The sequence below is a fragment of the Methanomicrobiales archaeon genome (genome assembly GCA_030019205.1).
Lineage (GTDB): Archaea > Halobacteriota > Methanomicrobia > Methanomicrobiales > JACTUA01 > JASEFH01.
Map to the genome: position 1 here is coordinate 14,680 of JASEFH010000024.1, position 20,704 is coordinate 35,383.

A 20,704-nucleotide genomic window follows, 5' to 3' on the forward strand; every position below is an offset into this window, starting at 1 on the left:
GTACATAAGGTACAATGCACCCGGACCTGCCCCTCGGAGCCCTGATCTCCCTCATCCGCCGCAACCATATCGTCGCGCTCAACACCCGCCTGAAACCTCTCGGCCTCTCTGCCGCCCAGGTCCCTGTCCTCCTCTACCTATCGCGGAGGGAGGGGGTCTCCCAGGAGGCGATCGCCCGCTTCTTCCACCTGGACAAGGCGACCATCGCCCGCGGGGTGCGCCGCCTGGAAGAGGACGCCTTTGTCTGCCGCAGGGTAGATCCCGACAACCGCCGGGCCTACGGGCTCTACCTGACCGGAAAGGGGAAGGAGATCATCGCAGAGATCCTGGAGATCGAGGCCGGCTGGGAGGAGGAACTCCTCGCCGTCCTCTCGGAGCAGGAGCGGCAGGATGCGATCCATCTGCTGCGCACCCTCGCCGAACACAGCCTTGCCATCGCCGGAGTCGAGCATGACTGCGACACCGCGTGAGTCCCCGTCTCCCCCGCTGGAAAAGGAGGTGACCCGTGGCATCCACCTCCTCCGGGGCGATCCCAAGAGGGCGATCCGGAAGCTCTCCGGCCCCCTGATCGTCGCCATGTTCCTGATCGCGATCTACAACCTGGCCGATGCGATCTGGGTGGCCGGGCTCGGGTCGAATGCACTCGCCGGCGTGGGATTCATCGCCCCCCTCTTCATGATCCTGATCGGGCTCTCGAACGGGCTGGGGGCCGGTGCCACTTCGCTGGTCGCGCGGCGGATCGGAGCCCGGGACAAGGCGGGAGCGGAGAGTGCGGCCACGCACTCGCTGGTGATCGCGTTCGCCGTCTCCGCGGTGCTGACGATCTTCTTTGTCGTCTTCCTCCGCCCCATCGTGGAGGCGCTCGGGGCCGGACCCGTGACCGATATCTCGGTCGAGTACGGCCAGATCGTCTTTCTGGGCACCGTCATCTTCCTCGTCGTCCAGATGGCCTATGCCATCCTGCGGGCGGAAGGGGATACGAAGCGGACGATGTACGCCATGGCCATCTCCTCGGTCCTCAACATCGTCCTGGACCCGATCCTGATCTACGGGGCCGGGATGGGGGTCGCCGGGGCGGCCTGGGCGACCGTCATCTCCATCGCAGCCGTGATGGGAGTCGTCGTCTACTGGTTCTCGGTGAAGCGGGACACCTACGTCCAGCTCTCGTTCCGTGGCTTTGCCCCCGATCCCCGCACCTTTCGCCAGATCCTGGGTGTGGGGCTCCCGGCGAGCATCGAGTTCCTGCTGATGTCGCTCGTGGTGATCCTGGTCAACGGGATCCTGGTCTCCATTGCGGGGACCGACGCGGTGGCCATCTACACCTCCGGGTGGCGGATCGTGATGTTCGCGATCGTCCCCCTGATCGGGATCGGCACCTCCGTGATCTCGGTCGCCGGCGCCGCCTACGGGGCCCGCGAGTACGAGAAGATCCGCATCGCCCACCAGTACTCGATCCGGATCGGCGTCGCGATCGCGCTGGCGACGAGCGCCCTCACCTTTCTCTTCGCCCCCCAGCTCACCGGGCTCTTCACGTACACCCCGGAGAGCGCCCCCCTGATCCCGGGCTTCATCCTCTTCTTCCAGACGATGTGCCTCTTCTACCCCTTCGTCCCGCTGGGCATCTTCTCCTCCTCGATCTTCCAGGGGACCGGCCACGGCCTCACCTCGCTTGTGATCAACATCCTGCGGAACCTGGCCTTCATCGCGGTCTTCATCTACCTGCTGGGGGTCGTCCTCGGGCTCGGGGTCCCGGGTGTCTACCTGGGCATCGTCGCCGGGAACATCCTGGGAGCGTCGGTGGGCTACCTGTGGGCACGGGTGTTCATTGCGAGGCTCCTGCGGGTCTACGGACCGGGACCTGTCCAGGAGCCACAGCTTGAACTGTATTCTCCTGTAGAAGAGGAGATGAAGGGCGTCGAGGACTAACCGGGATGGATCCCCCACGACAGCCGATGACCGGCGTCAATGGAGGAGAGAATCCATTCATTCCCCTATCGAATCCCCTCCTGGAACCAGATATATCAAATATTCTTACATTATATCCCGGACCATTCCTGATCAGAACCTCCGCCCCCGCGGTGCACCACTGCATGCCTCCCGGCGAACATCCTGATCTGCCGTTCCGGCAGTATCTGACGGACATGAGCAGCAATCACAGCCAGATCCCCGATACCGCCCGGGCGGTGAATCGTCTCGTGCTCTCATGGATACTCTCCTATCTCGAGTCGGTCCAGATCCGCCTGGCCGCCATGCCCCTGGAGGCGCCCCTTGTCATTGCAGATGATGGGGCTGCCGACGGGGCGAACTCAAGCCAGCTCTTTGAGAGTATCATCGAATTCATCCATGCGGTCAATCCATCCCTGGCCATCCGGCTCATCTACATGGACATCGCCGATCCGGTGCCTTTCCACCGCTTCTGGGAACGCTCGCACCGGGCAGCGCTGGAAAATGTCAGTGCCGAATACAGGGCTCGTTCTACGAGCCGTTCCCCGAACTCCCGGGGAGGGTGCACCTTGGCTTCTCTTCTACCGCCATGCACTGGCTGGATACAAGGACCGAGGATGCCACGTTCTCCCAGCACCCCGCATGCATCCAGCCTAACCAGATCCCCGGGCCCGAGCGGCATAAGTTCGCTCTCAAGTGGAAGGGCGACTGGCGAAGGTTCTTTCTTGAGCGCTCCCGCGAGCTCGCGGAGGGTGGGGCACTCTGGCGAACCTGACCGATCTGGGCGAGGACCAGTGGGCGGGATCGGCGGCCTACAACAATCTCCGGGATATCTGCTGCTCGCTCTGCCGCGAAGGATACCTATCGGCAGAGGAACTGAACCCCATCTTCATCCCGGGCTACTTTGCCACCCCTGATTCGATCCGGGACCTGCTGGGAGAGAACGGCATCCGGCAGCGCTTCTCTCCCATGTTTCTCGAGGCGATATCGGTCTCCTGCGCCTATTTCACCCGGATGCACGACCGCCTCGACGATATCCCGGGGAGACGCCGGCTGGCGTTCACCCCGGCCCATTCCGCGCGGGCCTGGAGCGAGTCCTCCCTGCGGGTCGGGCTGTCAGCAGAACATACGGAGATCATCGATGTGATATGCCAGCACCTTGCGGGCGCGTTCTTCGGGAACCCATGGGGCCTGCCCTACCCGTCCTGCCTGATCGGGCTCGTAAAAAGAGAGTCGATGACCATCGAACCGGGAGGAGAGGGTATCCGCCGCAGGTCTTCCCGAGAGATCCCCCTGAATCTTTCAAAACAGAAGCTTTGTCAGGAGTGCTGCGGGACAGAAGGGCTATGATGGCAGGTTCTCCTTCGCCTTCCCTCTGCTTCTCCACAGGCGGTAGGACCAGACCGTGACATACAGGATGGCGGCGGCGGAGGTCCCGACGGCGAAGGGCATCGTCCATGCCCGGCAACCGCGCTCCCCGGCACGATCACGATGCCCGCGAGGAGAAGCACCGCCCCGCCGTGTTCGTGGGTCTTCTTCCAGACCATTTCGTCCCGGATCGTCCACGGCAGGCGGAACCCGACCGCGATGTTACTCGGGATAGACGGCATCAGGCTCCCGATCAGGAAGAATCCGAGCAGCATCGAGATGGCGACCGCAAGCGGCAGGTTCACGCCGGCGGACGAGAGGAGGACCAGCGCCTGCAACCCGGAGATCGTGCTGACCGTTGCGAGGATCGCGATAGCGGAGAGATCTCGCCGCCATCGTCGAATGTGTGCCGCCAGCGCTCGAAGCGGGGCGATACGGTCAGGAAAACTGCGGTCAGCGTGATGATGGCGGAGAAGGTGAACGCTCCAACCAGCCTGCTGGCAAACCCGTCCGCCTGGCCGTAGGCGTTCCAGTGGATCGGAATGGTCTCCGGGAGATAGGGGAGGGCGAAGAGGGCGACAACCCACGACAGTCCTGCGACCACATACGTGAGCCGCATGAAGAGCATCGCACGCTTATCTGCCGGCCCGGCAGCCATCGCTCTCCCCGGCTGCACCACCGCTCTCACCCCGCCGGGTTCCTGTCTCGAACCTGCTGCCATGGGGCACCACCCCAACCCTCCCTGAATAAGTTCCGATATCTTCGTTATCATACCATCGCCTTCACTTTTTCGAACAGTTCGTCGGCCATCTTCGTCGGGTCGGCAGTCTTCTCGAGCCGGATGCCGAGTTCAGCCGCATAGTCCCAGAGCAGCCCGATGCACTCGGCATACCGCTGGCAGGCGCCGCAGTCGCCCTCGTGCTCGTACCAGACCTGCACGCCGTGCTTCTCCGATACTAAGACGATCGCCGCGGTCCGGAACGGGATGGACCGCCCGAGCAGGACTCCCCGTTCGGTATCGATCGCTTCGACTGCGATCTGGTTTGCCTTCGCCATCTCCCGCAGCGCCGTCTCGATCTTGCCGTCCATGACGAGAAGCGCCCGGGACACCGCCTGCCGGGATATCTTGAAGCGGTTCGCTATCGTGATGTTGGGCACGCCCTTTCGCCGCATCGCCAAGAACCCGAACTGTTTTTCGGTCGTTGGAAGAGGCACGCGTCAACATATGCACGTTGACCATACAAATATGGCAGATCTGTTCAGTCTGCCTGCACTACAGATGGCATCCTATCCCGAACTGTCTCTCCCTGCTCATCGGGTTTAAGCCATTTCCCGCCGGCCACGCTCCGGGTCGGGGACTGCTCCGGTCATCCAGGAAACGGATGCGGAGCGCAATCGAGATCATGCAACCAGGAACGCTTCAGCCTGAAGCCAGCCTGGAGGTCTCGCCTGTTCGTACAGCCCATCCCTGCGGCAGCAGTCTCACGGGAGGATGTGGGCAACGTCCCTATCCAATAGCTTATGGCAATTGCGATCTCAGGTACGTTGTTGGAGCAGGGAGCTCCCGGGAGGTTCCGGAATGGAAGACGCGGTGAAACGAAGACGGCGCCGGATTGCCCTCATAATCGCCGCGGTTCTCATCCCTGCCGCGATTTTGGCAGGAATCGCCTGGCGGTGGGACCAGCAGACGCGGCAGAGCGAGCGGCACGACTACTCCTACGAGATCCGGCTCTCGGTCAACACCACGATCGAGGACGTGACCCTGCTCCTGCCGGCGCCGCAACGGAACGGAACCGCGTTCCTCGCCGACGCCCTGGCGAACGGGAGCGGCTACGGCGTTCCCCCGGACTGGAACCTCTCGATCGAGGAGGCAAACGGCAGCCCGATGCTCGCCATCCGGGCTGCGCGGATGGTGCCAGAGTACCGTGCCTACCCGATCCCGATAGAGCCGGGGCTGAGCCCGACGACCCTTCCGCCGTCAACCGAGTACTCGAACGAGACCCCGGTGCTGATGCCGATCTCCCTCGTTGCCAGGGTTCCGCTGAACCGCACCATCGATACACGCGACCCCCTCGCCAGCGAGCCCGTCTTCCATCCCGGTGGCCGGTTCCTCCCCGGGACGGCACCTGTCCACAGGTACAGCGGGTCGGTGTACACCTATACGGTCCCGGTCTGCGTCCGGTTTACCGCGGACCAGCCGGCATCGCTCTCGCTCCAGATGAGCATCGAGGGCGTAAACTCGATCTGGAGGGGAGGCTGGAACTATAACCTCTACAGGGATAGAGTGACCCTGGAGACCAGCGGCGATCGGCAGGGCTGGCTGGAGGGCGAGGGGGTACTCCTCGCGGGGGAAGGCATATACTATTAGGGGGCGGAGCGTTCTCTTAAGACACTTAAAACAAAAAATTTGGATTTCTTACATCATCCAGGCAACTAGTGGATCGGGAACGCCTCGAGATCCAGGGACGGTTAAGCCCGCGGAGGCGATCCGCGATGGATTTAACCGTTAGCGGTTGGACAGCCGGATCTCTTTGAAAAAGTGGATTTTGCGACTCTGTCGAAATCCCCATCTAAACAGGATCCGGGAGGGCTGGCATCTTCGCCGGAGGGACGAGGTCTCCCCCACCCCCCTTCGTGCGATAACCCGAATGCGGGGAGGTTTCTTGTACAGACTCGTACAGGCCTATCGCACTCTTCCCCACCCCTTGGAGAGGGAAGGGGGCGGCTTGGGACGGGCCGCGGGGAGGGGAGGACCAGATCCCGACCCCTGGAACCGGGGAAATGGGTGCAAAATACGCCGGATATCTTTTCTGCAGAGCCGTTTTTGCTCGCATATGTCGAAGAAGTAAACAATCGAACTCCAAATACCACTCATTAATATATTATTTTTAGAATATACTTCGATTAACGGGAGGGCTCCAGATGGCAATCACGAAATCCCTGAAAGATTACCTGATGCGGGAAGAGTTGATGAAGCTCGATGCAGAGTGGGCCAGGATCAAGCAGGCCAGGGAAGAGCTGGTGAAGCAGCAATTGGAGATCGAACAAAAACAAATGGATCTAGAGCGAAAGCAAGCAGAGATCGATCGGCAGTGGGCCGCGATCAACGCGGAACGGGAGAAGATGCGGATAAAGGAAAAACCGCCCGACAGGAACGAGATCAAACCGAAGAGAACAGAACCCCAGAAGGTATCTTCAACGAAAGAGGTCCTCGTCCGGTATCCCAAGGCCTACGAGAAGTGGACCTTTGAGGAGGACGACCGGCTCGCGCAGGCCTATCTCCAGGGCGCTACAATCGAGTCCCTCGCAGACGATTTCCAGAGGCAGCCCGGCGCGATTCGCGCCCGCCTGCAGAAACTGGATCTCATCGGTAAAAACCGATAGGTATCGCAGGATCCCGATACCCTTAATTTCGCGTGCACCGATCTTCTGACGATGGATATCCTCGGCATTCTCCTGGGCCTCCTGCTGATCGGCTTTGGGTATTCCCTCATCCTGCCTTCCCTCTTCTACCCGGGACTCGCCGTCATCGTCCTTGGCATCCTCACCCTGCTCGGGAGCTTCATTACTACGCCTTCGGCCCGATCCTGGAGCGAGTGCGAGGAGGAGGAGCAGCATATGGTCGAAGACGAGATCCTGTTCGTCTACGACGATCACTGATTCCGTATCGATCGCGACCCTTTGCTTCGGCTCCCTCCTTCCGGAGAACCAGAATCCAGGCCGGACGGGACGCTGTCCGCTGTGGCCGTCAAACGGGGGTATCAACGGTGCGGACCACTGCTCGAACTTCGTCCGGACCGGAATCCTGTATAGCGAGCCGGGATCGGGCGAGCCGACCCGCGCGACTGCACCGGCCACTTCCGAAGTGCCGGATGCCGGCACAAAGTCCACATAACCCCCGATCCTGCGGCGGCACAGGCCGGGGAGGAATACTTCGCCTTATGACAGAACAACCGTGCCTTTCCAGGTGTCCGCGAACACATCGTTTACATACAGGTTTGCTTCGGCTTTATACGTCCCAGCCAGCGGCACTCCGGAATACTGCGAAGGAACAGTGAAGTGCATCGTGAAGGTATAATTCGAAGCGGGTTGAATTGTTTCGGTATACGTCATCGTGTACGATCTCTCCTGATACCCGATGAGAAAGAAATCCCTGCCCAGTTTCATATCGATACGTTCCTTGGATAGGGGTATCTGGCCCGTGTTGGCAATGCGAATCCTGACCGGAGAATTGGTATCCAATCGCACCTGGCTGGTATCCACGGCTTCGATGCGAGCGGCTGCAACGGAACCGCTTGGCGTATCCTGCGGCCCGGCGACATCCGCATGTTGCCCATCCGGAGATTGTGCTGGAGCTGTCAGTAGAGAGATGCCCGCCACGACCCCCAGGAGAATCAGGCCTATGACAATGGCGGCAAGAATCCTCTTCTCTCTCCGGGGTACTTCCTCCATACCCGGATATATGCCGAACGGTGGTAAATAGCTGCCAGATTGGCAGGTTGGCCGCACATGGTCGGGGCTGCCGGGAATATTGCGGTCCCATCGAAGACGTTGCATCCTCGATCGTCTCCATACCTCCGTTACCCCGCCCTACCGGTTCCACTACCCGGTTCGGTCTTTGCGGGTTCAGCCCGAACCTCCGTTATGGTTCACCCCAGCACACGCGGGTAGGCGAGCTGCCTCCATCCCGTCCGATGCCGGCCTCGAGGAGCAGCTGGATGCCCTGTAAGTCCGCCTGAAGGCGTCCTGTAGCGCGGCGATCAGCCCGCGGATCAGGATTGCCATCGGGCCCGGAGTGATACCCCGATGATCATCGGAGAATCCCGGGAGGATGCCGGGGACGCGGGGCTGACAACGGGCAAAGAGGGAGGGCTGCTCGTGCACGACTCTAGGAGAAGCTTCATCAGGCAACAGGAATGGATCCGCGAGCCGGATCCGAACGGTCCGGATAATTCATAACCCCGTGTGGGGCAAAGGGAAGCCGCAATAATACGAGGGAGCCCGGCGCACTGCGAGTCTTTGGATGCCTGCTCCTTGAAAGAAGGTCCAGTCGCTACAGGATCCGAATCGGGATCGGAGGCGATCCAGGGCAGGACTATTCGCATCGAGCCGATCTCCGAGTGGCTGGACCAGAGGATCCGAACCGGGGTATGCAGGGTGCGAAGATCCGGGCTGATGCCGTAGAGGGAGGGAAGGCAGAAGTCGACCGAAACGGGCATATCCCGGGAAGCCGTGCCGATTCCGCCCCGGCCCGGGCCTGCTGTTGATCGGGCGGGGCTTGTCTCTTCCGTGCCGGCCCTGTTCTCACTGGAAGGAGCCAGGGTAGTTCCTGGCATTCTTGCACCATCGAAGTGCACTTCAGTGCCCCCTCTTCAGCAGGATCATGGAACCCCAGGAGTTCGGATCGCGTCTCTGCATCCGCTACTGCTTCGGAATGCATATCCAGGAGACAATTTTTAACTTCCCTGTTTTCTCTTCATCGTTCGATCTCCCCCTCAATTCACCGTTCGAGGAGAACGGAAAAATTACCCCGCATCCCTGTCAGAATCCCCTGATAGGGAACTCTTCCGTTGCGGTGTAAGAATTGGGCAGTATACCGGAAAGAAGGATAAATACGAGGATCGGGATCCCTGTCGGTGCTTGCATGAGCGAGCCCCCGGACTCGATGCGCAGCGGCACGGTGAAGGCAGGTGCAAGGATATGCCGGGGCTGATATTCCAGAAGACACCATGGTTGCTGCCCAAACCATGAACACCGGAGAGCGTCAATTTTCAATCCATGGATATCTTATTACAATCTGTTTTTCCCTGGCAGGCCGAATATCGCGATCGTTTCACAGAGCGGTTCTGATGCACGGCCGGGTCATACCGTTCGCCAGGCGGTGGATCCCGCGGAGAAGGACAGGATCTCTGTCATCTCCCGGCGTTATGGATGCTCCTGCCACGGCTTCCACCGGTTCCAGCGATGAATGCCGTTTTTCCACCGAATTTCGCCATAATCCCCTCTCATTCCTCTAATATACAAATTGAAATGAGTACATGCAAATATTACCATTGCCAAAAGAAAAAGTGCTGGCATGTCTCGGACGGCACTCTATCTTGCGCTCCCCGGGGAGAACCTGGATGCTCTATTCTCGGAATTCAGAGAGGTCCTCAGGGACCACCCCTTTGCCACGGTCTTCGTCGCCCCCACGGCCCGGATCGCGCAGGTGCTCCAGCGCCGCCTGGCGGGCGAGGGTCTGCCTTTCATCCCCTCGTCCATCACGACGCTGCGGGATCTCGCCCGCACCCTCTTCGAGGCCCATGCGGCGGATGCATCCCCTCTCTCCGACATCGAGGTGAAACTGGTTCTCGCGCATCTCCTCTCCGTGAACCGCGAACGGCTGCCGATCTTCTACTCCCGCGGCTCCCCTTCTCCCAGGCTCGTCAGCGACCTGCAGACGCTCGTCTCCGTCCTCATAACCCGGAAGGTCCCCTATCCGGATTGCCTGGGCGACCTGCAGAGCGGGAAGAGCGATCAGATCCGGTGTATCTTCGATGCCTACACCCGCTACCTGGAGGAGAACCGCCGGGTCGATGGTGATACCGTCCTGCGGTGGGCGATCCGGTGGCTGGCGGATCACCCCTCGTTCCGCTACCGCGCAATCTTCTTCTACGGACTCTACGAGCCCCTGCCGCTCGAGCGGGAGTTCATCCGCGCCCTGCAGGACCATGCGGAGACCCGCGTCTGCTCGCTCTCCTCCGGCGGCGACGCCCGAGTCTTCCCGGACGGCGGCTCCTGGCTGAATCCGGACACTGTCCATGCCGTCGAGCCGGGTTCCCCCCTCCGATCGAATATCGCCGCCATCTTCTCCCCGCGTCCCCGGTGGGATGCATCCCCCCGGATCGCCATCGGCACCCGCAGGGACCGCACGACCGAGATCCGTTCCATCGCAGAGGAGATCCGCTCCCTGATCGACGCCGGGGTGGCCCCCGGTGAGATCGCCGTCGCCTTCCCCGATCTCTCGCGGGGCGTCGCACGGGTCTCGGGCGTCTTCCCGGACTTCGGGATCCCCTTCGACGCCGCCAGCGGTGAACCCCTGGCGCAGTCGCGGATCGTCCAGACGGTCTTCCAGGTCCTGGCGGTCGCCGCGTTCGACTACCGCCGGGAGCACGTGGTCGCGCTCCTGAAGTCCCCCTACATCCGCTACACCTGGAACTACCGGGGCCGCACCGCCCGCCTCTCCGCGGACGACGTGGATGTCGAGTCCCGGATCTCCCGCATCCTCGGGGGGCGGGCGGAATGGCTCCTCCACCTGGACGCCCGCCTTCGAACGATCCGGGAGGCATCCCCGGGGAGCGGCGGGCAGGCCCTCGCACACCTGGAGCGCATGCGGGACGGCCTCCTCCGACTCTTCGAGGATCTGAAGGCGCTGGAGGGGGAAAAGAGCATCGGGGGGCACGTCTCCGCCCTCCGCTTCCTCCTCAACCGCCTGGAGTATCCCCGCGATCTGGCAACCGGCGGTGCAGCTGCCCGGGAGAACGCCGATCTCGCGCAGATCGCCGCCATCCTGGACGCCCTGGAGCGCTTCTCCGACGCCCACCCGCCCCTGACCCTGCCCGACTTCCACCGCCTCCTCTCCACGCTCGTCTCGGATGCCCGCAGCACTCCGCTGCGGAACCCGCACGCGGTCCAGGTGCTGGGCATCCGCGAGCTGGCCCATGCTTCGTTCGCCTATACCTTCATCGCGGATCTCGTCGAGGGGGAGATGCCCCGCCTGACGACCCGCCTCCCGTTCACGAACGATCAGGAGATCCGCCGGATGGGGACGCGGACACGGGCTGAGGTCCTCCGCGAGGAGCGCTACCACTTCATCGCTGCGCTCCTCGCGGGGAGGGAGGGTGTGTACCTGAGCTCCGCGGAATCCGACGGCGATTCCGTCCTGATCTCCTCGCGGTTCCTGGTCGACCTCATGGCGGCCGCGACGGTTCGCCCCTGGGATGCGGCTCCCTGCCGCCACTCCCTCCTGGACGCCGACACCCGCCTGGGGGCGGCCCTCTCCTCGGGAGCGGCGCCCGCGCCCCACCGCGACCTTGCGGATATCGTCTCCCGCCTGAACGTCGAGAACTGCGACCGGCGGGGTAGCTACCGCTCCGCCCACGACGGTGTGCTCTCGGGGGACGCGGCGATCTGCGCGGAGCTCGGGCATGCGTTCGACCGGCAGCAGGTCTACTCCCCCACCATGCTCGAGACCTATGCCGCCTGTCCCTTCCGCTTCTACCTCCGCTACGTCCTGCACCTGGAGCCCTTCCCGGACCTCGAACCGGAACTCACCGCGAAGGAGCGGGGCAGTCTCCTCCACGAGATCGCCTTCCGTTTCTTCACGGAGTGGCGGTCATCGGGCCATGGAGCGATCACGGAGGTCCACCTCCCTCGGGCGCTGGAGACCGTCTCCGCTGTGGCCCGGAGGTGCATGGAGCGCTACGCCCGGGACAGCCCGCTCTGGGAGGCGACCCGGGAGGAGTTCCTGGGCCAGAACGGCATGGGCCCCGGGCTCCTGGAGCAATTTCTGCGGTACGAGAGCGGCACGTCCTCCTTCCTGCCCGCGCACTTCGAGTTCTCCTTCGGGCTCCCTATCGCGGAGGGCGGGTGCGACGCCGCCTCGGTGCCGGATCCCGTGCCGCTGGGGGACGACGACGCGATCCTGATCCGGGGCAAGATCGACCGTGTGGATATGGCGGAGGACGGGTCCTTCGTCATCCTTGATTACAAGACGGGCGGCGTCCACCCCCGCTTCCGGGACATCCGGGATGGAGTGTCGTTCCAGCTGCCGCTCTACATCGCCGCTCTCGAGCGTCTGACAAAGCGGCGGGGCATCGGGGGTGTCTACTACACCGTCCGCCCCCGGAAAATCCGGAAGTACGCGGCCCTCTGGGATCCGTCATGCGCGAATGCCTTCGCGCCGTTCTCGAAGGACGCGTCCTGCAGAGACGAAGACTTCCGCCGCGTCCTCGCGGACTCCCTCGCCAATGCCCGCCGCCACACCGCGAATATCCGCAGCGGGCTCTTCCACCCGGCGGCGGAGATCGATCGCTGCCCCTCTTTCTGCGAGTACGCGACCGTCTGCCGCTTCGACCCGTTGCGGATCCTCGAGCTGCGCCGGGAGGAGGGAGCCGATGACGCTCACTGAACGCCAGCGTCAGGCCCTGGATCACACAAGGAGCCTCTGCGTGACAGCCGGCGCCGGGACCGGGAAGACGAAGGTTCTCGTGGAGAAGTACATTGACCTCCTGGAGTCCGGGGCCGTCCCCGTCGACGCCATTCTCGCCCTCACCTTCACCGAGAAGGCGGCCAAGGAGATGAAGGAGCGCATCCGCTCCGCGATCGCCGGGAAGAGCGGGGAGCGGTGGGAGCGGATCCGGGAGGAGTTCCCGTGGGCGAACATCTCCACGTTTCACTCCTTCTGCAGCCAGGTGCTGCGGGAGTTCCCGCTCGAGGCGGGCGTGGATCCGGGATTCTCCGTGCTGGAAGACCGGGAGTCGCAGCGGATCCGGGAGGAGGCGATCGAGGACCTCTTCCACACCCGCCCCCGCGGGGAGTACCGGGACGCCCTCCTCGACTGCCTGCGGGCGGTGGGGGCCTACGGGCTGAAGGCCCACCTGCTGACACTCTACGAGCACCGCGAGACGGCGGTCCCCTTCTTTGCGGAGCTCCGGGCCGACGAGGGCGCGATCGTCGAACGCTGGGACCGCGCCTTCCGGAACCGCCGGGAGGCGGCCGTCACCGCATTCTTCGCCGACGGGGAAGCGGTGCAGGCAGTCGAGACACTCCGCGACCTGGCCGCACGGTATCCCGGGGAGTGGGACAGCGGCATGCGCTACCTGCGGGCCGTCGAGGACTGCCTCTCCGTCGTCTCCCCCGATCGGCCTGCCGGGATCGCCGCCCGGGCCCTTGTCCGCATGGCCGATACCCGGAGCGGGACCATGGCCATGGGGAGCGCCAGGAACTGGCAGGGCGACGACCTCGGACGCCTGCGCGACGCTTTCGGCTATCTCCGCGGGGTGCTGGGACGTCTCCGTCCCGCCCTCGCCCTCTCCTTCGAAGCGGACGCCCCCTTCTCCCGGGCAACCCTCCGCTACCTGCGGAATCTCGGGATCGTCTTTTCCGTCTACCGCGAGGCTGTCGACGCGGCGAAGGCGCGGATCGGAGCGATCGACTTCTCCGACATGATCTACCGCACCCATACCCTCTTCCGCGAGAACGACGGGCTGGTCGCCAGCCATTTCCGGAATCGGTTCCGCTACATCCTGGTGGACGAGTTCCAGGACACGGATCCGCCCCAGTGCCGGATCCTATGGCGGATCCTGGGCGATCTCCCCGCCGCGAAGATCTTCGTAGTGGGGGACCCCAAACAGTCCATCTACCTCTTCCGGAACGCGGACGTGACCCAGTTCAAGCGGACGAAGAGGGCGATCGTCGAGGGGCTGAACGGGAGGGAGATCGGCCTTGACGTAAACTTCCGAAGCGCCCCGGAGGTGCTGGGTTTCGTCAATTATCTCTTCTCGGCATTGCTGGCGGACGCGGACAAGCCCTGGGAGTTCGGCTACGATCCCCTTCGGGGAACCGAGCGGCGGCAGGGAGATCGGGGCTCCGTCGCCATCCTCCTCAGTCCCCCGGACGGCGACGCTGTCGCCCGGGCGATGGCCGAGGCGGAGATGGTGGCGCGGAAGATCCAGCACACGATCGAACGCGAGCGGCTGCCGGTCTACTGGGACGCCGCCGGCGGGCATCTCGGCACCCCGCGCCCCGCGGAATACCGGGACGTCGCCATCCTCCTGGAGCGCCGCTCCAACCTGGGTTACTTCGAATGGGCGCTGCGGAAGTACGGCATCCCCTACCACATCCACGCCGGCATCGGCTTCTACCGCCGCCAGGAGATCTTCGACCTCTACAACCTGCTCCGATTCCTGGACAGTCCGTCCGACGACGTTGCCCTCTACGGGGTCCTCCGCTCGCCCTATGTCTCCCTCTCCGACGCGGCGCTCTATCGCATCGCCCGCAGCGGGGGCGGAGGCACCCTCCATGACCGTCTCCGCCGCTCCGCAGCAGCGGATCCCGATCTCGCACCCGCCGCCGCCCGCCTGGAATCCTGGCTCGAGCACGCACACCGCGAGCCCACCGCCCTTCTGATCGAACGGATCCTGCGGGACTCTGCCGTCTTCGCCGTCTACGGGGGGGTGCCCGGGGGCCAGCAGGCGATCGCCAACGTGGAGAAGCTGGTCGGCATGGCCCGCTCCGCCCGAAGCGCGGTTGCCGCCTCTCTGGGGGAGTTCGTCGAGGATCTCCGCCGCAGAATCGTCGCGGAGCAGAGGGAGGGCGAGGCCCCGCTCGACCCGGAGAGCGGCAACGCCGTGAGTGTCATGACCGTCCACGCCTCCAAGGGTCTGGAGTTCCCGATCGTGGTCGTCCCGGACATGGCCGCAGCCATGCCCTCCGACAACGCCGCCCTCCTCGTCGACGAGGAGTTCGGCATCGGGGTCGCCGTCCCCAATCCAGAGAACGGTTTCGAGATGGAGCCCTCCCCCGTCCTGCGGGTGATGCGCGACGAGCACAACCAGAAGCTCCTGGCCGAGCGCAGAAGGCTCTTCTACGTCGCGACGACGCGGGCAAAAGACCACCTGATCGTCTGCGGGATCCGCCCGAAGGAGAGCCCCGCATGCCTGGAAGACTGCCGGAACCGCATCGACTGGCTCTACTGCTGCCTGGGCCTCACCGACGAGGCGATCCGGCGGGGCAGCATCCCGTTCGTCCCGCCGAACGGCGCCCCGCCCGTCACGGTGTCCATCGTCTCGGACCCGGACGCGATCCCGGCCGAGATCCGCCGCCCGCAACCGCAACGCATCGACCTGCCGCCCGGCGCCCTCCCGGCGCCCCCCGCCCTCCCCGGGCACCTCGCGCCCGTGGCCATCCCCGAGGCCCCGCATACCTGCTCTGCGAGCGAGATCGAGCACTACCTCCGCTGCCCGAGGGAGTACCACCGCCGCTACCGCCTGGGCGTCCGCGAGACCGACCCCACCCTCTCCGTCTTCGCGGAGACCGCACGGACCCGCGGCCTCCTCGTCCACGAGATCTTCCAGGGGCGGGACCCCGAGGCCGCCGCCCGCCGCTACGGCATCCGGGACCCGGAGAAGGTCGCGGCCCTGGCCGATCTCTGCCGCCGGTTCCTCGCCTCCCCCCTCATGACGAACGCCGCGGAGGACCGACGGGAGGTCCCCTTCGTCTGCCGGTTCGCGGGAGCCGTATTCGGGGGGAAGATCGACCGCCTCGTCCGTCTGGCAGACGGCTCCTGGGCCCTGATCGACTACAAGACGGGCCACGTCGAGGATGCGGACATTTCCGGGCAGATACAGAAGTACGAGCTCCAGATGGCCGTTTACACGGCGGCGGCGGAGCAGATCCTGCGGCAGCCCGTGAAACCGTATCTCTACTTCACCGGGCTGAACCGCTTCGTCGAGATACCCGTCGATTTCGAAAGAGCCGTTCGAACGGCGGAGTTCGCTCTGGAGAACATATCGAAAGGGCTGTTCGGGTTTCCGGCGTGCGAGAGGTGCCGGGCCATGGGTATCGACCCGTGCCCCGGGCTGGCAGCTTTGCACGGGATGAGATGACACGCCAGAGAAAGGGCAGGACAGCTGATATTCGTGAGGGAATGTGCGAGAATTCTTTTGGCTTTTTCCCCTAAGCGAACGACACAATGTCGCCCTCATTCTCCTACGAATGCGGCTTTTTTTATCGATGATAACGATCAGACAGCTGAACCCGCAAATACTCCCTGCAGGCAGGACGAAATACCATTTAACCATTGCCATCCGGGAAGAGGAAGGAGCCTTCGTGGCCAGGTGCGCTGAACGGGAGGTGTCCCGCTGCGGGGACAGTCCCCGGGAGGCCAGAATATCCTGGAAGCGATCGCGCTGCACCTCGAGAACGCCAAAGAGCTCGGCATCCTGCCGGAGATCGAAGAGGCGAGGCGTGCCTCCACGAAGTTCACCCCGTCGATCGAGGTCGAGGCATAAACACAACTGTTTTTTTCGATTGAGAATTCACTGGCACGGATGATTATTTACTTCAATTGAGGATACATAATCCTCAATTGAGCATATTTTCGCCCTATTGATAAGTCCTCCGGGTATTGTTGCACCTATCCCGCGGATAATCCGGCGATTGTCCGATCCTCCCCTCCCCGCAGCCCGTTGCGGGCCGCCCACTCCCCTCACCGAGGGGAGGGGACTGGTGCGATAAGGCTGTCTGAATACCGAGGAGAGATCTCTCTATAGCACGGACGTGGGGGAGGGCGAGACCCCTCTCCTGAGAATACCTGCAAAACCGTCAGCATCTTCTCCATGGGGATTTCGACGAAGTCCCGGTTTTTACCATCGGGCACGCCGATTGCCTGCATGCTGGAGGCATTGAGCTCGTTCAAGACGCGCGTAGTGCTGCTCACATTAACCGGAGTATATCGCGCCATTATAGTATGCTCCGTATTGGTACCCTCGTACACCATGCCATTACAGCGAGTATCGTGCAGGCTATCGTAGCATCGGTCCCCACAGGGCTTCCTGTTGCTCTTCCCCGGATACGCCCTGCCATCACAGCAGGTACCAGTGTTTTTATGGCAGGTATCCACACAGGGCAGTCGCATCCAGACCGTGGCATGCCTTATGGCGAAACTAATCGCTGCAATCTCGCTTCAGAGGTTCTCCCGTCTTTACTCCCCGGAAGGGTTGAGATCCTCGGGCCAGTTGATCCGAAGCCCAGAGACACTCGGTTCTGGAGTTCAGAGGTATTGCGTGGAACCGGTGTGCAAGGAGGAGTGTAACAGGAAAGTTTAGTTACAACCCTGAAGGATACGGACAGGTATAGTGACACAGTTCCGGGGCATAAGGGGATCCGATGTGGTCAAGGCTCTCGTTCGCGCGGGCGGTATCGTGTGACAGGGCAAAGGGGATCATCGGAACATCAGGATGCCGAATGGGCAGCTGATCACCATCCCGATATCCAGGGAGCTGAAGATTGGTCTCCTCAAAGCGGTAATAAAGAGAGCGGGGCTGGCCGAAGAAGAGTTTGAACGGTTGCTATCGGGGGAAGATCTATGCTAGAATATACCGTGTTGATACACCCGGCTGAAGAAGGAGGCTACTGGGCCGATGTTCCGGCACTCCCGAGATGTTTCAGTCAGGGTGACACGATCGATGAGACGATGAGAAATATCAAAGAGGCGATTGAGGCACACATTCTGGCACTGCACGAGGAGGATGAGAAGACTCCACCAGAAGAGGAGCTAATCATTGGCAGGGTCCGGGTGGAAGCCGCAGAAGTGTGAGAATCACCCCATTTTACAATTACCGGGTGCCTGTTGCCATTCCTCTCGACTACCCTGCACACCTGCGAAGAGATAGAGCTGGCAGCGAGAACCGAAAGCCGCCACGATGCGAGCCTGTGAGCGAAGAGTCCCGCCCTTCTGCGGATCGTGAAGAAGGGGGTTGGGCTGTCGCCACGGTCAGGGGATCCGAGGCACCGGTTACACCTCCCGCCGGACCGTTGCGGATCTGCCGCCGTCGAGGGATTGATACCGAGCGATGGGTCCCTACCGGTGGTGCATATCGCAGAACCATTTCCGCATGCATGGTATTCCGCAACCCTTTTTCATCGCAGTGCTGAGTATCTATCATGCGGCCGATAGAGGGGTATACCGAGTACAGGCGCCGGGAATACTGCAACGATGTCAGGTGTCCGATTCAGCTGCTGCTGAATCGGGAAGTCGAGAAGTCCCCCGGATACGAAGAGATCCGGGCGATCTGTGCGTCCCACTGTATCCATTCTACCCACGAATTCCACCGCTGGCTGACAGAGAAGGGATACCGGATCGTCCGACCGGCGCAGGAATAAACCCAGGTTTTTATTGGTATCGCCGTGCATAATATTCCTCGTGAAGTGTCCCTATGGTATATCTCGACGTTGGAATTCAGAGCCGGATGAACCGGATCATCGACCCGAAAGACAACCGGGTGGTCATGCTCGCGATCGACCACCCCTACTTCCAGGGGCCGACGACGGGCCTGCGCAATATGAGTAAAACGATAAAGACCCTGCTGCCCTACTGCGACTGCCTGATGACGACGCGAGGAGCGGTGCGGAGCAATATCGCGCCCGAAGATCTCGGATCGAAACCCATCATGCTGCGGGTCTCGGGGGGTAACAGCGTTCTATTCGAAGACTTGAGCGACGAGAAGATCACGGTCACCATCCAGGAAGCCATCCGGATGGATGCGGCCGGCGTCGCCGTCAGCGTGTACATCGGCTCGCCCCACCAGCAGCAGACGATCCTGAACCTCACGGATACGATCAACCGGGCCGAAGAGTACGGAATTCCCGTTCTGGCCGTGACCGCCGTCGGCAAAGACATGGTCCGGGACCTGCGCTACCTGGCTCTCGCATCCCGCATCTGCCAGGACGCCGGGGCCCGGATCGTCAAGACCTATTACTGCGAGGAGTTCTCCCGGCTGGTCGACGCGGTCGCTCCCACGGCGGTCGTCGTCGCCGGAGGAAAACGCACCAGCCCCCCCGACTCTCTTCAGGTGGTCTACAACGCGATCCAGGCGGGTGCCGCGGGAGTCGATTTCGGGCGGAACATCTTCCAGGACGATAACCCGATCGGCATGATCCAGGCGATCCGCTCCATCGTCCACGAGGATCATACGGTCAGGGAAGCCCTGGACATCTACAATGCCTCTCTGCCCGGGGCATCCCGGCTCGAGTGATCTCTCATACCTTGTATGCACTCCCCACGGTGAACAGGATGCGAGCAGCCGTCTACTACGCGAACAGCGACATCCGCGTCGAGGACGTCGACGATCTCTCCGTCGGGCCGGGAGAGATCAGAGTCAAGGTCATGGCATGCGGCGTCTGCGGCTCGGATGTCATGGAGTGGTACCGGATCCGGCGTGCCGGCAGACCGGGGGGCATCGGGGCGTTCGGGCACGAATGCACGGGAACCATCGCAGAAGTCGGCTCCGGCGCGGATCCGAAGTGGAGCGTGGGAGACCGGGTCGTGGTCACCCATCACGTCCCCTGCAATACCTGCAATGCCTGCATCCGCGGGCACACGACGGCCTGCGACACGCTGCAGAGAACGAAATTCAAGAATGCATACGGGGCGTTTGCAGAATACGTCGTCCTGCCCGCGATCAACGTGGACCGGGGCATCCTGCGCCTTCCCGACACGGTCTCTTTCGATGCGGGGACCTTCGTCGAACCCCTCGGCAGCGTTCTGCGCGGGCAGCACTGGGCCCCGACCTCGGACGGCCGATCCGTCCTGATCATCGGCGCCGGTATCACCGGCCTGCTGCACGTCCAGGCGGCCCGCTCGAACGGTGCGGGGTTCATCGCGGTCTCCGACGTCGATCCCGATCGGCTGGAGCTCGCCCGAAAGTTCGGCGCCGATGCGGCCATCTCCGCCACGGAGGACGTTCCCGGGACGTTCAAAGAGTTGAACGGCGGGCCGGGCGCAGACACCGTCATCATGACGGCACCGGTCCCCGTCTGCGTGCAGCAGTCCCTCGACGCGGTCGGGGCGGGGGGCACGATCCTCTTCTTCGCCCCCACCCCTCCCGAACACCAGTCCGGGATCAACCTCTGGAACCTGTGGCAGAGAGAGGTCACGATCACTCATTCCTATGCTGCCGATCTCCACAATCTCTGTACGGCCCTGAAGTGGATCCAGTACAGCAGAGTCAACGTGGCCGATATGATCACCCATGTCCTCCCCCTGCAGAAGACGGTCGAAGGGTTTCTCCTGACGGCCCGACCGCGGGACGGCAGTCTGAAAGCGATCATCCACCCCCAGGAATAACTAATTTTTCCGACGTTGTAATGTGTGTCAGGATGGGCTCGTCGGGATTCGAACCCGAGACTTCGCCGTGTTTATCTGTCCCTTCAGGAAGAGCTCCTATCCCCCTTCAAGGAGAACATGCATTTCGACCGGATTCCGAACCAGAACCTCTCGATGAAAAATTCATCGCCAGAACTGAATGTATCGGGCAGGATATCGAGAGGAGTATGAATGCGAGAGACAGGATTATTAATGCTCATGCGAAGAACCGCCCTCCCCCCGATTGTGCGCAGGGAAACCTTCGGCATAGCATCCGCAAAGGTATGGCGAAGGCGAGTGCGAGAAGAATATCCGCCCACATCCGATATCGTATAGGATTCTGCAGGTGCTGCTCCAGCCCTGGATATCAGGGACCGGTTGTTCTTATGCGTGGATATGTCTTTGACATAAGAAGGAGGATTTCGAATCACCTCTCTCAACCACAAGAGCTTTACCGGAGCATGACGCATACGTGAATGAGGGACT

At 62.5% G+C, this 20,704-nt stretch carries 16 protein-coding genes; 13 read left to right on the plus strand and 3 right to left on the minus strand.

All coding sequences use genetic code 11. From position 1 onward, the window contains the following. Positions 1-14 precede the first annotated feature (14 nt). The 3 genes from QMC96_11430 to QMC96_11440 all read left to right on the plus strand — a co-directional run bounded on the left by QMC96_11430 (position 15) and on the right by QMC96_11440 (position 3,294). Positions 15-470 (plus strand): MarR family transcriptional regulator, encoded by a 456-nt coding sequence (locus QMC96_11430; protein ID MDI6877369.1) that lies wholly within the window; start codon positions 15-17, stop codon positions 468-470. After that, a complete protein-coding gene (locus tag QMC96_11435; protein MDI6877370.1) occupies positions 451-1,926 on the plus strand; it encodes an MATE family efflux transporter in 1,476 nt (491 codons plus the stop codon). Before QMC96_11430 ends, QMC96_11435 begins: the two co-directional genes overlap by 20 nt. 987 nt (positions 1,927-2,913) lie before the next feature. Then, complete coding sequence (locus tag QMC96_11440; protein MDI6877371.1) at positions 2,914-3,294, plus strand: hypothetical protein; 381 nt, start codon at positions 2,914-2,916, stop codon at positions 3,292-3,294. Between the two features lie 319 nt (positions 3,295-3,613). Here QMC96_11440 and QMC96_11445 read toward each other — a convergent pair whose 3' ends face one another. Both QMC96_11445 and QMC96_11450 read right to left on the minus strand, forming a co-directional pair. Then, a complete protein-coding gene (locus QMC96_11445; protein ID MDI6877372.1) occupies positions 3,614-4,033 on the minus strand; it encodes a DUF1648 domain-containing protein in 420 nt (139 codons plus the stop codon). Positions 4,034-4,080: 47 nt separating this feature from the next. Beyond that, positions 4,081-4,527, minus strand: coding sequence for a hypothetical protein (locus QMC96_11450; GenBank protein ID MDI6877373.1), 447 nt, complete (start codon positions 4,525-4,527; stop codon positions 4,081-4,083). A 364-nt stretch (positions 4,528-4,891) separates the two neighbouring features. Between QMC96_11450 and QMC96_11455 the strand changes: the two genes are divergently transcribed. From QMC96_11455 to QMC96_11465, 3 genes are all read left to right on the plus strand, one after another. Then, positions 4,892-5,680, plus strand: coding sequence for a hypothetical protein (locus tag QMC96_11455; protein MDI6877374.1), 789 nt, complete (start codon positions 4,892-4,894; stop codon positions 5,678-5,680). A 554-nt stretch (positions 5,681-6,234) separates the two neighbouring features. After that, the gene (locus QMC96_11460) at positions 6,235-6,696 is read left to right on the plus strand and encodes a hypothetical protein (GenBank protein MDI6877375.1); all 462 of its coding nucleotides are present in this window, start codon (positions 6,235-6,237) and stop codon (positions 6,694-6,696) included. Positions 6,697-6,747: 51 nt separating this feature from the next. Further along, entirely contained in the window at positions 6,748-6,972 is a 225-nt protein-coding gene (locus QMC96_11465; GenBank protein MDI6877376.1) for a hypothetical protein, read from the plus strand. Positions 6,973-7,251: 279 nt separating this feature from the next. On the opposite strand, the gene QMC96_11470 is transcribed toward QMC96_11465, so the two are convergent. Continuing rightward, positions 7,252-7,764: a hypothetical protein gene (locus QMC96_11470; protein ID MDI6877377.1), complete on the minus strand. Its 513-nt coding sequence runs from the start codon at positions 7,762-7,764 to the stop codon at positions 7,252-7,254. A gap of 354 nt (positions 7,765-8,118) precedes the next feature. On the opposite strand from QMC96_11470, the gene QMC96_11475 reads away from it, so the two are divergent. The 7 genes from QMC96_11475 (at position 8,119) to QMC96_11505 (ending at position 20,200) form a co-directional block, all read left to right on the plus strand. After that, positions 8,119-8,271 (plus strand): hypothetical protein, encoded by a 153-nt coding sequence (locus tag QMC96_11475; GenBank protein ID MDI6877378.1) that lies wholly within the window; start codon positions 8,119-8,121, stop codon positions 8,269-8,271. Positions 8,272-9,388: 1,117 nt separating this feature from the next. After that, complete coding sequence (locus QMC96_11480) at positions 9,389-12,481, plus strand: PD-(D/E)XK nuclease family protein (GenBank protein MDI6877379.1); 3,093 nt, start codon at positions 9,389-9,391, stop codon at positions 12,479-12,481. Next, complete coding sequence (locus tag QMC96_11485; GenBank protein MDI6877380.1) at positions 12,468-15,959, plus strand: UvrD-helicase domain-containing protein; 3,492 nt, start codon at positions 12,468-12,470, stop codon at positions 15,957-15,959. Before QMC96_11480 ends, QMC96_11485 begins: the two co-directional genes overlap by 14 nt. A 1,481-nt stretch (positions 15,960-17,440) precedes the next feature. Next, positions 17,441-17,671 (plus strand): type II toxin-antitoxin system HicB family antitoxin, encoded by a 231-nt coding sequence (locus QMC96_11490; protein ID MDI6877381.1) that lies wholly within the window; start codon positions 17,441-17,443, stop codon positions 17,669-17,671. Between the two features lie 347 nt (positions 17,672-18,018). Continuing rightward, a complete protein-coding gene (locus QMC96_11495; protein ID MDI6877382.1) occupies positions 18,019-18,237 on the plus strand; it encodes a hypothetical protein in 219 nt (72 codons plus the stop codon). Positions 18,238-18,290: 53 nt separating this feature from the next. Then, the gene (gene lsrF / locus QMC96_11500) at positions 18,291-19,109 is read left to right on the plus strand and encodes a 3-hydroxy-5-phosphonooxypentane-2,4-dione thiolase (protein ID MDI6877383.1); all 819 of its coding nucleotides are present in this window, start codon (positions 18,291-18,293) and stop codon (positions 19,107-19,109) included. Positions 19,110-19,147: 38 nt separating this feature from the next. After that, positions 19,148-20,200 carry an alcohol dehydrogenase catalytic domain-containing protein gene (locus QMC96_11505; GenBank protein MDI6877384.1) on the plus strand — a complete coding sequence of 351 codons (1,053 nt, stop codon included), beginning with the start codon at positions 19,148-19,150 and terminating at the stop codon, positions 20,198-20,200. Positions 20,201-20,704 lie beyond the last annotated feature (504 nt).

Bases quoted from the DNA above. Each gene is read 5' to 3' on its own strand.
- QMC96_11430 (MDI6877369.1), top strand. From the start codon at position 15: ATGCACCCGGACCTGCCCCTCGGAGCCCTGATCTCCCTCATCCGCCGC.
- QMC96_11435 (MDI6877370.1), top strand. From the start codon at position 451: ATGACTGCGACACCGCGTGAGTCCCCGTCTCCCCCGCTGGAAAAGGAG.
- QMC96_11440 (MDI6877371.1), top strand. From the start codon at position 2,914: ATGTTTCTCGAGGCGATATCGGTCTCCTGCGCCTATTTCACCCGGATG.
- QMC96_11445 (MDI6877372.1), bottom strand. From the start codon at position 4,033: ATGGCAGCAGGTTCGAGACAGGAACCCGGCGGGGTGAGAGCGGTGGTG.
- QMC96_11455 (MDI6877374.1), top strand. From the start codon at position 4,892: ATGGAAGACGCGGTGAAACGAAGACGGCGCCGGATTGCCCTCATAATC.
- QMC96_11460 (MDI6877375.1), top strand. From the start codon at position 6,235: ATGGCAATCACGAAATCCCTGAAAGATTACCTGATGCGGGAAGAGTTG.
- QMC96_11465 (MDI6877376.1), top strand. From the start codon at position 6,748: ATGGATATCCTCGGCATTCTCCTGGGCCTCCTGCTGATCGGCTTTGGG.
- QMC96_11470 (MDI6877377.1), bottom strand. From the start codon at position 7,764: ATGGAGGAAGTACCCCGGAGAGAGAAGAGGATTCTTGCCGCCATTGTC.
- QMC96_11475 (MDI6877378.1), top strand. From the start codon at position 8,119: ATGATCATCGGAGAATCCCGGGAGGATGCCGGGGACGCGGGGCTGACA.
- QMC96_11480 (MDI6877379.1), top strand. From the start codon at position 9,389: ATGTCTCGGACGGCACTCTATCTTGCGCTCCCCGGGGAGAACCTGGAT.
- QMC96_11485 (MDI6877380.1), top strand. From the start codon at position 12,468: ATGACGCTCACTGAACGCCAGCGTCAGGCCCTGGATCACACAAGGAGC.
- QMC96_11490 (MDI6877381.1), top strand. From the start codon at position 17,441: ATGCTAGAATATACCGTGTTGATACACCCGGCTGAAGAAGGAGGCTAC.
- QMC96_11495 (MDI6877382.1), top strand. From the start codon at position 18,019: ATGCGGCCGATAGAGGGGTATACCGAGTACAGGCGCCGGGAATACTGC.
- lsrF (MDI6877383.1), top strand. From the start codon at position 18,291: ATGGTATATCTCGACGTTGGAATTCAGAGCCGGATGAACCGGATCATC.
- QMC96_11505 (MDI6877384.1), top strand. From the start codon at position 19,148: ATGCGAGCAGCCGTCTACTACGCGAACAGCGACATCCGCGTCGAGGAC.